The 15232-nt window shown below is 66.7% G+C and carries 14 protein-coding genes; 6 read left to right on the top strand and 8 right to left on the bottom strand.

Annotated features, from left to right (window positions below; all coding sequences use genetic code 11):
• Positions 1-113: 113 nt before the first annotated feature.
• Entirely contained in the window at positions 114-1331 is a 1218-nt protein-coding gene (locus QMX82_RS16785) for an efflux RND transporter periplasmic adaptor subunit (protein WP_282285667.1), read from the bottom strand.
• Between the two features lie 599 nt (positions 1332-1930).
• Positions 1931-2851 carry a LysR family transcriptional regulator gene (locus QMX82_RS16780; RefSeq protein WP_027597405.1) on the bottom strand — a complete coding sequence of 307 codons (921 nt, stop codon included), beginning with the start codon at positions 2849-2851 and terminating at the stop codon, positions 1931-1933.
• Positions 2852-3000: 149 nt separating this feature from the next.
• On the opposite strand from QMX82_RS16780, the gene QMX82_RS16775 reads away from it, so the two are divergent.
• Positions 3001-4017 (top strand): zinc-dependent alcohol dehydrogenase family protein, encoded by a 1017-nt coding sequence (locus tag QMX82_RS16775; protein WP_282285664.1) that lies wholly within the window; start codon positions 3001-3003, stop codon positions 4015-4017.
• Positions 4018-4075: 58 nt separating this feature from the next.
• Here the strand turns inward: QMX82_RS16775 and QMX82_RS16770 are convergent, their stop codons facing one another.
• Both QMX82_RS16770 and QMX82_RS16765 read right to left on the bottom strand, forming a co-directional pair.
• Entirely contained in the window at positions 4076-5137 is a 1062-nt protein-coding gene (locus tag QMX82_RS16770) for an acyltransferase family protein (protein ID WP_208693514.1), read from the bottom strand.
• Positions 5138-5435: 298 nt separating this feature from the next.
• Positions 5436-5732 (bottom strand): YciI family protein, encoded by a 297-nt coding sequence (locus tag QMX82_RS16765; RefSeq protein WP_027600646.1) that lies wholly within the window; start codon positions 5730-5732, stop codon positions 5436-5438.
• A 197-nt stretch (positions 5733-5929) separates the two neighbouring features.
• Between QMX82_RS16765 and QMX82_RS16760 the strand changes: the two genes are divergently transcribed.
• Positions 5930-6883, top strand: a complete 954-nt coding sequence (locus QMX82_RS16760) for an aliphatic sulfonate ABC transporter substrate-binding protein (protein ID WP_282285655.1) — start codon at positions 5930-5932, stop codon at positions 6881-6883.
• A gap of 139 nt (positions 6884-7022) precedes the next feature.
• Here the strand turns inward: QMX82_RS16760 and znuB are convergent, their stop codons facing one another.
• From znuB to QMX82_RS16745, 3 genes are read right to left on the bottom strand one after another with little or no spacing between them, the layout of a single operon-like run.
• Entirely contained in the window at positions 7023-7808 is a 786-nt protein-coding gene (gene znuB / locus QMX82_RS16755; RefSeq protein ID WP_282285653.1) for a zinc ABC transporter permease subunit ZnuB, read from the bottom strand.
• Complete coding sequence (gene znuC / locus QMX82_RS16750; protein ID WP_208693517.1) at positions 7801-8571, bottom strand: zinc ABC transporter ATP-binding protein ZnuC; 771 nt, start codon at positions 8569-8571, stop codon at positions 7801-7803. The genes znuB and znuC overlap by 8 nt, the downstream gene beginning before the upstream one ends.
• Positions 8568-9053 (bottom strand): Fur family transcriptional regulator, encoded by a 486-nt coding sequence (locus QMX82_RS16745; RefSeq protein ID WP_133860004.1) that lies wholly within the window; start codon positions 9051-9053, stop codon positions 8568-8570. The genes znuC and QMX82_RS16745 overlap by 4 nt, the downstream gene beginning before the upstream one ends.
• Positions 9054-9118: 65 nt before the next feature.
• Here QMX82_RS16745 and znuA point away from each other — a divergent pair, with 65 nt between their 5' ends.
• The 4 genes from znuA to QMX82_RS16725 all read left to right on the top strand — a co-directional run bounded on the left by znuA (position 9119) and on the right by QMX82_RS16725 (position 13200).
• Positions 9119-10099: a zinc ABC transporter substrate-binding protein ZnuA gene (gene znuA / locus QMX82_RS16740; RefSeq protein WP_282285649.1), complete on the top strand. Its 981-nt coding sequence runs from the start codon at positions 9119-9121 to the stop codon at positions 10097-10099.
• 518 nt (positions 10100-10617) lie between these two features.
• The gene (locus QMX82_RS16735; protein WP_007159882.1) at positions 10618-11295 is read left to right on the top strand and encodes a response regulator transcription factor; all 678 of its coding nucleotides are present in this window, start codon (positions 10618-10620) and stop codon (positions 11293-11295) included.
• Positions 11292-12686 carry an ATP-binding protein gene (locus tag QMX82_RS16730; protein WP_208693519.1) on the top strand — a complete coding sequence of 465 codons (1395 nt, stop codon included), beginning with the start codon at positions 11292-11294 and terminating at the stop codon, positions 12684-12686. Before QMX82_RS16735 ends, QMX82_RS16730 begins: the two co-directional genes overlap by 4 nt.
• 61 nt (positions 12687-12747) lie before the next feature.
• Positions 12748-13200, top strand: a complete 453-nt coding sequence (locus tag QMX82_RS16725; protein WP_017642321.1) for a thioesterase domain-containing protein — start codon at positions 12748-12750, stop codon at positions 13198-13200.
• Between the two features lie 252 nt (positions 13201-13452).
• Here the strand turns inward: QMX82_RS16725 and QMX82_RS16720 are convergent, their stop codons facing one another.
• Entirely contained in the window at positions 13453-15156 is a 1704-nt protein-coding gene (locus tag QMX82_RS16720; RefSeq protein WP_208693521.1) for a peptidoglycan D,D-transpeptidase FtsI family protein, read from the bottom strand.
• Positions 15157-15232: the final 76 nt, after the last annotated feature.

The following is a 15232-nucleotide window of genomic DNA, read 5'->3' as shown; positions in this document are numbered from 1 at the left end:
GTCATGGACCGCTCCTACGGTGGCGTCCTTGCCTGTAGGAGCGGTCCATGACCGCGATACCGCGATGCCTGGACGGGAGAAAGTCTGAAACGGGACGGGGTGGAGCCTGGGGTCTAGCGACTACCCACCTTGAGCGGCTGGGTAGGCGCCGGCAGGCTGGCGAGGACCGCGTCGCGCTGGCGCTTGAGAGCAGCCAGGGTGGTGGCATCGGCCATGGGCACCGACTGGGCGTCGACGGTCATGCCCGGGCGCACCCGCTGCAGGCCGTTGACCACGATGCGATCGCCGGCTTCCAGCCCCTTGCGCACGATGCGCAGGCCTTCCAGGCGCGGACCCAGGTCGACGGTGCGATAGGCCGTCTTGCTCTGGCCATCCACCACCAACACGAATTTCTTGCCCAGGTCGGTGCCGACGGCGGCGTCCTGGATCAGGGTGCCCTCGTAGGTGCCGCTGCCCACCAGGCGCAGCCGTGCATAGAGCCCCGGGGTGAAGCGACCGTCGGCGTTGTCGAACACGGCGCGACCATGGATGGTGCCGGTGCGCGGATCGAGCTGGTTGTCCATGAAGTCCATGTGGCCTTCATGGGAGAAGTCGTCCTCGTTGGACAGCGCCATGTAGACCGGGCTGGCCGCGCCGCGCTGACCCTGGCGGGCCAGGGCCTGCTGCTTGAGGAAGACGCGCTCGTCGGCGTCGAAATAGGCATAGACCTTATCGGTGGAGACCAGGGTGGTGAGGCGGGTGTCGCCGGCGTTGACCAGGTTGCCGGCGGTCACCTCGGCGCGGCCGACGCGCCCGTCGATGGCGGCGCGGACCTCGGTGAAGCCCAGATTCAGGCGCGCGGCATCCAGTTGTGCCTGGGCAGCGGCGACGCTGGCCTTGGCTTCCTGGGCGGCGCTGCGGCGGGCCTCGACGATTTCCGCGGAGATGGCGTTGCTGCTGCGCAGGCGTTCGCCGCGGGCGGCTTCGTCGGCGGTGCGACTGGCGCTGGCGCGGGCCTGCTGCAGCTCGGCTTCCAGGCGCTTGACCTCGGCCTGGAAGGGGCGCGGATCGATCTGCAGCAGCAAGTCGCCACGCTTGACCCGGGCACCCTCGTGGAAGAGCACGCGGTCGACGTAGCCGGAGACGCGCGGACGGACCACCACGGATTCGGGCGCTTCCAGGCGGCCGGTCACCTCGTCCCACTCCACCACCGGCTGGCGCAGCACCTCGGCGGCGCTTACCTTGGGCGCGGGCGGCGCGGCGCTGGCCTGGGGATGGGAATCGCCGCAGGCGGCAAGCAGCAGCGTAGAGGTCAGGGCCAGGGGGCCGAGGGTTTTCGCGAAGAGATCCATGTTCGAGTCCGCCCGAGGTGGAAAGAGTTCAGGGAGGCGAGTCTGCCGCCGCGCAAGGGCGACGACGAATCGAAGGGCTCGAACTTATTTATCGATGACGGTGATGGTTTTGCCGTAGGTATCGCTGCCGGTGATGGCGCTCAGTGTAGAGCTGCAGCCTAGAGCGCTTCAGCTCGGCGTTCGCCTTGGGCTAGAGTGGCAGGGCTGCAGACCCTGTCCTTGCCCATGCGCGCCGCGATGGTCTCCAGGCTCCGGCCGAGATCCCGCTGCAGGAGGATGACGATGTTGCTATCTAGCCACGCCCTGGTATTGATCACTGCGCTACTGGCCAGTGCGGCAACGGCCGCCCAGCCGGTCTTGCCGACGCCCGCGCTTGCTCATTCTAAATACCTGTTCCTGGCCGGCAACGGGGGAGCCGGCGGTGCAGGTGGCGCAGGCGGTAGCGGCGCGCTACCGGGCAAGGGTGGTAGCGGGGGACAGGGCGGTGCCGCCGGGCCTGGCGGCGTTCCCGGCGCCAAAGGTGCGGACGGTGCCGAGGGAGGCGCTATCCCTGATCGTCGGACGCATCGCGGCGGCCAGAGGCACGACACTGGCGGGCGCTAGAGACTGTCCGGATCGCCAATAAACATCTGGATGCGCGACCTCAGCCAGCGTTCGCCGGGGTCGTGATCCTGGGCGCCGCTCCAGGCCATGGGCAATTCATGGCTGCCGTCGCGCAGTTCTTCTGGCGGGTCTTCGTACCTCAGGCCACCGGTGCTGGCCAGCAGGCGCGCGGTGTAGTCCGGCACCATCACCAGCAGATCGGTTTCCGCCAGCAGCGAACCCAGGCCGTTGAACTGGGGCACCGCCAGCACCACCCGGCGCTGGCGACCGAGCTTGTCGAGCAACTCGTCGATATAGCCGGTGAGATCCCCAGCATAGGACACCAGGGCATGGGGGCGGGCGCAGTATTCGTCCAGGGTCAGGCGCCCGGGCTTGCTGTCGGCGCGCAGCACCTTGAAGCCGAAGCGGCGCACCGGCCGGCGCTTGGCATTGGCCGGCAATTCCTCGGTATAGCCCACCGCCACGGTGATCTCGCCGGAGGCCAGCATGCCGGCGGCGGTCAGGTAATTCATCCGCCGCACCACCAGGGTGGTGCCAGGTGCCTCGATGCGGATGCGCCTGAGCAGCGGCGGCAGCAGGGCGAATTCGACGTCGTCGGACAGTCCGACGCGAAACACCCGGTCGGCGCTGGCCGGCTCGAAACTCTGGGTGCGGCTCACCGCGCTGGAGATCTGGTCCAGCGCCGGCGACAGCAGGGCGGCGATCTCCTGGGCCCGCGGGGTGGGTTCCATGCTGCGTCCGGTGCGGACGAACAGCGGATCGTCGAACAGGGTGCGCAGCCGCGCCAGGGCCGCGCTGATCGCCGGCTGGCCGAGAAACAGCTTTTCCGCGGCACGGGTGACGCTGCGCTCGAGCATCAGGGTCTCGAACACGATGAGCAGGTTGAGGTCGACGCGACGCAGATCGGTACGGTTCATTCAGGCCCCGGTAGGGAGTGGATCGATACCCCCGATGTCCATTATCGATGGGGATGCATAGAATCCTAAGGGAAGGCTGGTTAGAGTCCTAGTCATAGCAGTCCGCCTCGGCAAACGTCCCGGGGTTGGCATCAACGCGAGGTAATGCCATGTCCCGCCTGATCCAGTTCACCGAATTCGGCCCGCCGGAGGTGCTCGCCTGCATCGACCGACCCACGCCCGTGGCGGGTCCCGGCGAGGTGCTGGTGCGGGTCCAAGCCATCGGCGTGAGCTGGTACGACGTGCTCTGGCGGCAGAATCTGGCGCCCGAGCAGGCCGTGCCGCCGGCCGGTCTCGGCTGCGAGCTGGCCGGGGTGGTCACCGCCCTGGGCGAGGGCGTGGCCGACCTGGCGGTGGGCGATCGCGTGGCCAGTTTCCTGGGGCACGACATCAATCGCTACCCGGCCTATGGCGACGACCTGGTCTATCCGGCCACCTCCCTGGTGCGCTACCCGGACGTGCTCAGCCCGGTGGAAGCCGCGGTGCACTACAACCCGCTGCTCACCGTCTATACCGCGCTGATGCACCAGGCCCGGCTGCAACCGGGCGAATGGGTGCTGATCACCGATGCCAGTCGCTGCTGCGGCCCGGCCTCCATCCAGCTGGCCAAGGCCCTGGGTGCCCGGGTCATCGCCAGTACCCACGACGCCGGCGACCGTGACTACCTGCGGGAGCTGGGGGCGGAAAGGGTCATCGCCGCCGAGGAAGAGGATCTGGTCAGCCGCATCGCCAGCATCACCGACGGCGTCGGCGTGCACGTCGCCCTGGATGCCCTGGGCGGTCCGCAACTGGCGCTGCTCGGCGAGGCCATGGCGCCCCGCGGCCGGCTGCTGCTCTACGGCCTCAACGGTGGCAACCAGACCCCCCTGCCAGCCTGCGCGGCCTTCAAGAAGAAATTCAAGCTCTACATCCACTGCGTGCAGGACTTCACCGGCCAGCCGGAGATGGGCCTGGAAGCCGATTGCGCCGCGGTGCGCGAGGCCCTGCAGCACATCGATCAGCTGACCCGCGATCGCCTGCTCAAGGCGCAGATCAAGCAGGTGTTTCCTTTCGAGCAGTTCGTCGAGGCCCATCGCTGCATGGAGCAGTGCCCCACCCGGGGACGTGTGGTGCTCAGCGTCGAGTGATGGATCGGGCCATAAAAAAACCCACGCCAAGGCGTAGGTTTTTTTGTGGCCTGCGGCGTTAGGCGGCGGCTTTCTTCTGCAGCGGCGGCGTGGTGCGATTGACCCGCGTCTTGGCGCCAAAGAAGGCGACGCTGAGGAAGTGCAGCGGACTGATCCGTTCCAGCACCAGCTTGAGCGCCACCGGCAGGAACAGGCCCATGACCATGCTGACGGTGAAGAGCACCCAGATGTCGTGCACCTGCAGCTTGTTCAGCACGATGCGCGCACCGGCGGTGCCGAAGACGTGGAACAGGTAGATCTCGAAGGAGAAGTAACCCAGCCAGGCCAGCGGCTTGAAGTAGAAGCGGCGGGCGATCAGCAGGCTGATGGCGGCCAGACCGAGAGCGGTACCGATGATGGCCATGTCGGTCTCGTCGAGATCGACCAGTTCGAACAGATAGGCCTGGTCCATGGCCACCAGGATCACCAGGGCCACGGCCATGGTCACCACATTGCGTTGGGTGATGAGCTGCGCGCCGAAGCGGTAGAGACCCAGGCCCAGGAGGAAGAAGGGGAACAACTGCACCGCCTTGTAGAGGCTGAACAGGTCCGGGAAGCTCTCCCAGGCGAAGGATGCCGCCAGGGCCACGGCGAACACCAGGCCGAAGTTGCGCAGGGTCAGCAGCAGGCCGGCCTTTTCCAGCAGGGCGATCACCACGAAGATGCAGAAGATCGATTGCAGGAACCAGAAATGCGCGTAGCTGAAGAAGTAGATGCTGAAGATGTCGGTCAGCTGCGGCTTGTAGTTGGTGTTGGGCACGGCCATCTGCAAGGCGAAGAACAGTGTCGACACCACCAGCAGGGGAATACCGATGCGTTTGAACTTGCCCTGGTAGAAGCGCGACAGGTCGCTGCCGGTATTCACCGGGCGCAGCGCATAGACATAGCCGGAAATGGCGGTGAACAGCGGCATCCGGACATAGACGAGGGAATCGTAGAGATAGCGCAGCACCGATTCGTCGGGCACCTTCATGCCCAGGGTCGACGAACTGCCGATGACATGGCCCGCCACCATCAGAAACAGCGCCAGTCCGCGAATCGTCTCGATGCGCAGATCCTTTTCAGGCGTGGTCTTGGTCATGCTGAGTCCTCTGTACTAGCTAAGCGAGACAGCGTTTCCACGGGAGTGGGAAAGGATGTCGGCGCATCAGATCATCTGAGCCTGGTGAGCTTAGGCTAGTTCGTTAGCTTCCTTGCGGTAAGGGCGGGAAAAGTCCGGCTTTTCTTGCGCTGCATCACTTTTCTGTGAAGGGATTCTTGAAAGTGTGAACTTGCAACGTCAGCGAACAGCGTTAATTCAGGTGGCATTGTGCCAGTTTTAAGGTGTTCTTAAGCTTGATGGCGTTAGCGCGGCAACCCTCAGGTCGCCGCCTCGAACTTCAGACGAACGCCTTGCCGTCCAGGATCGCCTTGCGCCAGCGGGTGATGCGCACCTCGCCCGGCAGACCGGCGCTGGTGAAGGGATCGCGGGCGATGAAGGCTTCCGCCTCGGCGCGGGTTTCCACATCGACGATGTAGACGCTGCCGGTGGCGGTCTCGCCATCGTCACTGAGCTTGGCGCCGCAGGCCAGCAGGGCAGCGGCGTTCTCGCGCAGGAAATCCAGGTGGGCCGGGCGATGCTGCTGGCGCAGGGCCAGGCTGTCCGGCTTGTCGAAGGTCTCGATCAGAAAAGGCATGGCAGGCTCCGTTAGGGTCGACGGCCCCGGTGGCCGCCGCTAGCGCAGGGTGGCGCGATCCTGGTGTCAGCGTCAATCGGACCTTGGCCTGCTCTCCCTGCCTGGCCCGGGCATAGCCTTAGCAGCGAAATGTATTAAACATTCCGGTCTAGATAAGCCAGGCTGACCTTTCCAAATGGAATATAAGGAAGGCTGCCATGGTTCGTTGCTCGTTTCGTCGACTCCTGGGAGGCTGCAGCACGCTGTTGCTGGCGCTCGCCGTCCTCGCGCCGGCGCAGGCCGCCGACCAGGCCCTGCGCATCGGCTATCAGAAGGGCGGCGGTCTGCTGGCCGTGCTCAAGGCCCAGGGCACCCTGGAACAGGCCCTGGGCGCCCAGGGCTATCGGGTGAGCTGGCGCGAATTCCAGGCCGGTCCCCAGTTGCTGGAGGCCCTCAACGCCGGCAGCATCGACGTCGGCTACACCGGGTCACCGCCGCCGATCTTCGCCCAGGCGGCCGGGATCGACCTGGTCTACCTGGGCGCCGAACCGGCCAGCGAGGCGGTGGAGGCCATCCTGGTGCCGACCGCCTCGCCGATCCACGACGTCGCCGGCCTCAAGGGCAGGAAGGTGGCGGTGCAGAAGGGCTCGAGCGCCAACTTCCTGCTGGTCGCCGCCCTGGAAAAGGCCGGGCTGAGCTTCAAGGACATCCAGCCGGTCTACCTGCCGCCAGCCGATGCCCGCGCTGCCTTCGTCAACGGCTCGGTGGACGCCTGGGTGGTCTGGGACCCTTATCTCGCGGCCATCCAGCAGAGCCAGCCGGTGCGCGTGCTCGCCGACTACCAGGGGCTGCTGCACGCCAACAGCTTCTATGAGGGTTCCCGCCGTTTCGCCGACGCCCATCCCGCGGCGATCCGGCTATTGCTGGCGGAACTGGCCAGGGCGGGCGCCCGGGCCAATGCCCACAAGCCCGAGGTGACGCGCATCCTGGCTGCCCAGATCGGGCTGCCGGAAACGGTGATCGCCACCTGGCAGGCGCGTACCGGTTACGGCGCGACGGCACTGACGCCGGAGATCATCGCCACCCAGCAGCAGACCGCCGACATCTTCAAGGCCCAGGGGCTGATTCCCCGGGCGGTGGATGTCAGTCAGGCGGTCTGGCGAGCGCCCTAGGAGACCGTTCAAAGCTTCGCGAGCTAGAGCCAGGCAAGGCGAAAATGGCTGAGGAAGCGGACTTTAGTGGTGCTAAATGAGCATTCCGAAGCCATTTTCAACGCCGGCTGGCCGACGCGTAGCAGACTTTGAGTGGTCTCTAGGCGCGGCGGGGCAAGAGGTAGCCCAGCAGAAACATCCCGGCGGCGGCCACCACCACCGAGGGCCCGGCCGGGGTGTCCTGGTACCAGGACAGGGTCAGACCCAGGCACACCGCGGCCATGCCCAGCAGGCTGGCGCCACAGGCCATCTGCTCGGGGCTGCGGGCGTGACGCTGGGCGGTGGCGGCGGGAATGATCAGCAGCGAAGTGATCAGCAGCACCCCGACGATCTTCATGGCCACGGCGATGACGATGGCCACCAGCAGCATCAGTGCCAGGCGGATCCAGGTTACCGGCAGGCCTTCGACCTGGGCCAGTTCCTCGTGCACGGTGATGGCCAGCAGCGGACGCCACAGGCAGGCCAGGGCCACCAGCACCACGGCGCTGCCGCCGAGGATCCAGCGCAGATCGCCGGGCCCCACCGCCAGCAGATCGCCGAACAGGTAGCTCATCAGGTCGATGCGCACCTCGTGCATGAACGACAGCGCCACCAGGCCCAGCGACAGGGTGCTGTGGGCGAGGATGCCGAGCAGGGTGTCGGCGGCCAGGCCGCGACGACGCTGCAGCACCACCAGCACCACGGCCAGCGCCAGGCAGCCGACGGTGACGGTCAGGGTCGGGCTGACATCCAGCAGAAAGCCCACGGCGACCCCGAGTAGGGCGGCGTGGGACAGGGTGTCGCCAAAATAGGCCATGCGCCGCCAGACCACGAAGGAGCCGAGGGGGCCGGCGACGAGGGCGAGGGCGAGACCGGCGAGCAGGGCATACAGCAGAAAATCAGCCATGCTTGCAATGGGCTCCATGGACATGCGGGGTCTTGACCACGCTGCCATGCAGGTCGTGGGCGTGATCGTGGTGATGGTGATAGACGGCGAGGTTGCGCGCGCTCTGGCCGAACAGCGCCTGATAGGCCGGATCGCCGCTGACCTGCTCGGGATGGCCGGAGCAGCAGATGTGGCGATTCAGGCAGATCACCTGGTCGGTGGCGCCCATGACCAGGTGCAGGTCGTGGGAAACCATCAGCACGCCGCAGCCATGGCGCTCGCGCAACTGGCCGATCAGCCGGTACAGCTCGCTCTGGCCGTTGATGTCGACGCCCTGCACGGGCTCGTCGAGCACCAGCAGCTCGGGCTGGCGGAGCAGCGCGCGGGCCAGCAGCACCCGCTGCAGCTCGCCGCCGGAAATGCTCTGCAGGGGACTGTCGATGACGCCCTCGGCGCCCACTTCACCCAGGGCGGCCAGGGCGCTGGTGCGATTCACACCCGGCACCAGGCGCAGGAAACGCAGCACCGACAGCGGCAGGGTGGCATCCACCTGCAGCTTCTGCGGCATGTAGCCGATGCGCAGCCGCGGGCGGCGCCAGACGCTGCCGCGATCGGGCGTGAGCAGGCCGAGCACGCTGCGCACCAGGGTGGTCTTGCCGGCGCCGTTGGGGCCGATGAGGGTGACGATGCGGCCGGGGTCCAGGGTCAGGCTGACCTGGTCGAGCACCGCCTGCCCGGCAAAGGTCACGCCGACATCCTGCAGCCGGATCAGCGCCTCGCTCATGCCTGCTTCCGGCAGGCGGCGCACTGACCGACCACTTCCACGGTCTGGCCTTCCACCTGGAAGCCCACGGCGCTGGCGCCGTCGAGGATGGCCTGGTGCACCGCCGGCTGTTCCAGCTCGATGCTCACCTGGCAGCTGCGGCAGATCAGGAACTGGCCCTGGTGGGCCTCGCCGGGATGGTTGCAGCCGACGAAGGCATTGAGCGAGGCGATGCGGTGCACCAGGCCGTTCTCGACCAGGAAATCCAGTGCCCGGTAGACGGTGGGCGGCGCGGCGCGGCGGCCGTCCTGCTCGCTGAGCACGGCCAGGATGTCGTAGGCGCCAAGCGGCTTGTGGCTTTGCCAGACCAGCTCCAGCACCCGCTTGCGCAGGTCGGTGAGGCGCACGCCGGCACGGCTGCAGAGTGTGTCGGCCTCGGCCAGCGCGTGGGCGACGCAGCGCGAATGATCGTGGGGCCGGAAGGCCAGGGGGGCGTCGGACATGAAACAGTACCTTGGGAGCCAGGACGTTATTATATTGCACCTCTTTTAAGAATCGGGATTTTCACGTGCCGCGCCTCCTACCCCTCGTCGCCTCCCTGCTGCTCGCCTGCACCCTGCTGCCCGCCCAGGCCGAGGTGAAGGTGCTGACCAGCATCAACCCCCTGCAACTGATCGCCGCGGCCATCCAGGACGGCGCCGGCCAGCCGGCCGTGCTGCTGCCACCGGGCGCCTCGCCGCACCATTACGCCCTGCGGCCCTCGGACCTGCGCCAGGTGCGCGAGGCCAACCTGGTCTACTGGATCGGCCCGGATCTGGAGACCTTCCTGCCGGCGGTGCTCAAGGAGCGCCAGGGTCCCAGCCTGGCCATCCAGGCGTTGCCCGGCCTGCACCTGCGCCGCTTCGGCGCAGAGCATGCGGGCGCCCATGCTGACGATCACGGCGATGAGCACGAGCACGAGCATGGGCACGGTGATGAACAGGGCGGCGAACCGGAATACGCCCACGACCACGACCATCGTCCGGGCAGCCTGGATGCCCATCTCTGGCTGAGCCCGGCCAATGCCCGGGTGATCGCCACCCGGCTGGCCGCCGACCTGAGCCAGGCCGATCCGGCCAACGCGCAACGCTACGCGGCCAACCTCAAGACCTTCGAAAGCGCACTGGCCGCCAAGGACCAGAGCCTGCGCACCCAGCTGGCGCCGCTGGCCGGCAAGCCCTATTTCGTCTTCCACGAGGCGTTCGACTATTTCGAGGAAGCCTATGGCCTGAGCCATCGCGGCGTCTTCGCCCTGAGCGCCGACGTCCAGCCCGGCGCGCGCCACGTGGCCGCCATGCGCGAAGAACTCAAGGCCGCCGGCCCGACCTGCGTCTTCACCGAGCCGCCGCTGCAGCCAAAGATCGCCACCACCCTGAGCAGCGGTCTGCCGGTGACCCTGGTGGAACTCGATCCCCTCGGCGCAGGCATCCCGGTCGGTGCTCAAGGCTATGCCCAGCTCCTGCAGACCGTGGCCGACACCCTGGGCGGCTGCCTGGGCAAGCTGCCCTGAACCTCTGCCAGGCGACGGATCGGCAACCGCTGCCATCCGTCGCTATCGGGCCACTTCGCGGCCGTTCAGCTTGCGTTCAGGACGAGTTCAGGCAGCGTTCAGGGCCGTTGGCCTAATCTGCAACTGTCAGATCAGCAACGCCGAGGTCGCCCGGACATGTTCACCCTAGCGCAGCTCCCGCTACGGCAGATCGTCCGGACACTTCGACCCGACCTGGCGATGTTCATCCTTGTAACTCCACTGCAGGGTCACCAAGTCAGCTCTGGTCCCCTGTAGCCGTCTCGCGACGGAGCCGTCCCCCAACGGCAGTTTCCGATCCCCATGAAGTGCTCCTTACCTCTCCAACTGGAGAGGTTTTTTTTGCCTGGAATAAAGTGAGTGACCCCATCCATGCCTTACCCGCGCTCGCCGTCAGCCCGCCAAAGCCGCCATAATCGGTACCAGAGCGTTGCTGCGCGCAGCGGGAGCTACGTGCGGTCGCAGCCACAGAGAGCCTCGTTAGCTGTTCAGGAGTCTGCATGAAGATCCTCGTCGTCGAAGACGAAAACCTGCTGCGCCACCACCTCAAGGTGCGTCTGGGTGAAGCCGGTCATGTCGTCAATGCCGTGGCCGATGCGGAAGAAGCGCTCTACAGCGCCCGCGAATTCCATCACGATCTCGCCATCATCGACCTGGGCCTGCCCGGCATGAGTGGCCTCGATCTGATCCGTCAGCTGCGCAACCAGGGTGCCACCCTGCCGATCCTCATCCTCACGGCCCGCGGTAGCTGGCAGGACAAGGTCGAGGGCCTCGGTGCCGGGGCGGACGACTACGTGGTCAAGCCCTTCCAGTTCGAAGAGCTGGAGGCGCGCCTCAATGTGCTGCTGCGCCGCTCGGCGGGTTTCGTCCAGCCGAGCATCCGCGCCGGCTCGCTGAAGCTGGATCTGGGCCGCCAGCAGGCCTTCAACGAAGAACAGCCGCTGCAGCTGACCGCCTACGAATACCGGCTGCTGGAATACCTGATGCGCAATCACCAGCAGGTGATCACCAAGGAGCGGCTCATGGAGCAGCTCTACGACGATGACGGCGAGCACGACAGCAACGTCATCGAGGTGCTGGTCGGCCGCCTGCGGCGCAAGCTGGAGGCCAGCTGCCAGATGCAACCCATCGAAACGGTCCGGGGCCGCGGCTACCTGTTCACCGAGCGCTGCCAGTGATCCGTTCCTTTCGCGTGCGGCTGCTGCTCAGCGCGGCGCTGCTGGTGATCGTCTGCCTGGCGCTGATCGTGCCGGCGATCCGCAATGCCTTCGACCGTACCGTGGAAAACTTCGTCGCCGCGCGGCTGGAGGCCAACGCCAACACACTGATCGGCGCGGCGCGGGCCATCGACGGGCGCCTGGCGATGCCGGAGATGATCGCCGAAGAGGTCTTCGACCGACCCGGTTCGCCGATCCTCGGCTACGTCTACGACCAGAACGGTCGCCTGCTCTGGCGCTCGCGCTCGGCGATCAAGGAGCGGCCCAACTACCGGCCGACCTTCGACGGGGGCGGGGTCAAGCTGGTCAAGGCTACCGACGACCAGGGCCAGGGTTTCTTCGTCTTCGATCGCGAGGTACTGCTGGGCAATCCGCCGGTGGCCGGCTTCAGCGTGGTCACCATGCAGCCGGCCGAGGAATACGAACGGCTGCGCGCGACCTTCGTGCATCAGGTCATTCTCTGGCTGGTCGGGGTGCTCGGTGCGCTGCTGGTATTGCTGGCCCTGGTCATGCAATGGAGCCTGAGACCGCTGCGCCGCCTCAGCCAGCAGCTGGACGCGGTGGAAACCGACCAGCGCGAGCTGCTCGACGAAAAGAACGTGCCCAGCGAGATCAGCCGCCTGATCCGCTCGCTCAACCGCCTGCTCGACCACGAACGGCTGCAACGCGAGCGCTACCGCGACACCCTGGGCGATCTGGCCCACAGCCTGAAGACCCCCTTGGCGGTGTTGCAGGGGGTGACCGAAGAGTTGCGCCGGCGGCCGCAGCTGGATCAGGAGGTCGGCACCCTGCAGACCCAGATCGAGCGCATGAACCAGCAGGTGATGTACCAGTTGCAGCGGGCCACCCGCCAGGGCGGCGCGGTGCTCAGCCGGCCGCTGGAGCTGGCGCCGCTGCTGGAATCCCTGTTCAGCACCCTGGACAAGGTCTATGCCGAGAAACGCGTCGAGGCCGAAATGGACCTGCCGCCGAATCTGCGGGTGCAGGCCGAGGAAGCCGCCATGCTGGAGGTGTTCGGCAATGTCCTGGAAAACGCCTATCGGCTCTGCCTGACCCAGGTGCGGGTCAGCGCCCGCCGCCATACCGAGCACTGGGTGCTCGACATCGAGGACGACGGCCCGGGCATCCCTGCCGAACGGCGCGAAAGCGTGTTGCGCCGTGGCATGCGCATGGACAGCCGGCACCCGGGGCAGGGCATCGGCCTGGCGGTGGTCCAGGACATTCTCGAAGGCTATCGCAGCAGCCTGACCATCGACGAGTCGAGTCTGGGCGGCGCCCGTATCCGCTTCCGCCTGCCGGCGGCGATTTCCCCGGAGCGACCTTCCTTGGTGCACAATGGCGCCAGGACGTGACCCATGGGTCATGGCTTGCGTCTGCTCCTGATAGTGAAATTCTGTCTGTAAGGACCCCGGCATGAGCCGCGACTGCCGTCACCTCGAATCCCTGTTGCACCACGATATTCCCATCACCAAGGCCCTGGGCCTGGAAGTCCGCGACTGGAGCGAGCAGCGCCTGCAGCTGCATGCTCCGCTGGATGCCAACATCAACCACGCCAGCACCATGTTCGGCGGCAGTCTCTATTGCGTGGCCGTGCTGGCCGGCTGGGGCTGGCTGTACCTGCGCCTGCGCGAAGCCGGTATCGAAGAAGGCCATATCCTCATCCAGGAAGGCCAGATCAGCTATCCGCGGCCCATCACCGCCGACGCCCTGGCCTATGGCGAACCGCCCGAAGCCCGCGCCTGGGAACGCTTCGAGACCACCTTCCGCCGCCGCGGTCGCGCGCGCATCACCCTGCAGTCGCGCATCGTCACCGAGAGCGGTGAGGATGGGGTGCGCTTTACCGGTCAGTACGTGCTGCACCGCTGAAAGCTTGTCCAAAGTCTGCTGCGCGTCGGCCAAACTGCGTTGAAAAGACCCTGGGCCGCCAGCCCGGTCGGAATGCTCATTTACCAATCGTAAACTCGCGCGCGAGTCCGATCCGCTTCCTCAGGTCTTTTCGCGGGGCCGCCCAGGCCTTGTCTGGCTCTAGCTCGCGAGCCTTTGAACAAGCTTTGGCCAGGTAGCGCGGCATGCAAAAGGGCGACCCTGGGGTCGCCCTTTTTTGCGGCCGTTCCCCAGCTAGCCGTGGGGGTGCGGCTCGGCCTTCGCCTGCTGGGCGGTATTGGTGTCGGGCAGGTTGTCCGGCGGCACGGCCAGGGCGCGCAGGGCGCCGGACATGATCTCGCTGAAGGTCGGCGCCGAGACCAGGCCGCCGAAGTAGCCTTCCTTGGTCGGGGTATCCAGCATCACCGCCAGCACCAGCTTGGGATCGGCCGCCGGCGCCATGCCGACGAACATCGAGCGATAGGCGTGCTCGGTGTAGCTGCCCGAGCCGGCCTTGCGCGCGGTACCCGACTTGCCGGCCACGTGATAGCCGGGTACCCGGGCGCGGATCACGCCGCCGTCGTCTTCCACCACGTGGTTGAGCATCATGCGGATGCGCCGGGCGATGGTCGGGTCCATGGCCTGGACGCTCTGCTGCTTCTGGTCCTTGAGCAGGGTCAGGGGCGTCAGCTGGCCGTCGTTGGCGATCACCGAGTAGGCCTGGGCCAGTTCGGCGACGTTGACCGCCAGGCTGTAGCCGAAGGACATACTGGCCGTGGCGATCTGCGACCACTTGGTGTGGCCGGGCAGGTAGCCGGCGTTCTCGCCGGGAAAGCCCAGCGCCAGGGGATTGCCGAAGCCGACCCGGCTGAGCTGCTCGTAGATGGGCAGCGGCCCGATCTGCAGGGCCACCTTGCTCATGCCGATGTTGGATGAGTTGAGCAGCACCCCGGTCATGGTCAGCACGCCGCGCTTGGCCACGTCGTGGATGGTATGGCCGTCGATGGTCATCCAGCCCGGCGCCACGTCCACGGTGCTGTTCTCGTTGAACTTGCCCGAGGCCAGGGCCACCGACATGCTGAATGGCTTGATCACCGAGCCGGGCTCGAAGGCGTCGGTCAGGGTGCGGTTGCGCATGTTGGGGATCTGCAGGGTGGCGCGGTTGTTGGGGTTGTAGGAGGGGAAGTTGGTCATCGCCAGGATCTGGCCGGTCTTGGGATTGACCAGCACCGCCGACCCGGACTGGGCGCCGAACTTCTCCACCGCGGTCTGCAGCGCGCGATAGGCGATGAATTGCAGGCGCAGGTCGATGGACAGGGCGACGTCCTTGCTCGGTTGCGGCTGGCGCACCACGCGGATGTTCTTGACCACCGAGCCGCGCGGATTGATCAGCACCTCGCGCACGCCGCCCTTGCCGGCCAGCCAGTCCTCGAAGCCGAGTTCCAGCCCCTCCTGGCCATGGCCGTCGATGTTGACCATGCCGATCACCTGGGCCACCAGCTCGGAGCTGGGGTAGTAGCGCTTGTATTCCTTGATCTGGCGGACCCCGGGCACGCCGAGGGCCATGATGTTCTCGCCGTCGATGGGCGACAGCGCCCGGGCCAGGTAGAGGAAGTGCTTTTCCGGATGGCCGAGGATCAGATTGCGCAACTCGGCTTCGGGCTTGTGGATGGCCTGGGCCAGGCGCCCCAGCTGGTCGGCGCTGTCCTGCATCTCGGCCGGATTGCACCAGATGGTCACCACCTCGGTGGAAACCGCCAGGGGCGCACCGTTGCGGTCGGTGATCATGCCGCGGGTGACCGGAATGGGAATGTGGCGCACCGAGCGGCGGTCGCCCTGGTCGCCGAGGAAGGCGGCGTCGATCAGCTTGAGGTAGGTGATGCGGCCGGCGACCACGCAGGTCAGCAGGATCAGCACGGCGACCACGACATAGAAGCGATAGCGGGGTGCGGCCGTCATGGCGGCTCCTGCGCGAGAAGGGGGCTTGGGCATGGTCACAACTGGTTACAACCGTCAGGGACGCGCATGGTAACTG

This window comes from Pseudomonas sp. PS02302, assembly GCF_029959585.1.
Classification (GTDB): Bacteria; Pseudomonadota; Gammaproteobacteria; order Pseudomonadales; family Pseudomonadaceae; genus Chryseomonas; species Chryseomonas aestiva.
The sequence above is the reverse complement of the archived record's forward strand: the minus strand, read 5'-3'. Positions and strand labels throughout refer to the sequence as shown.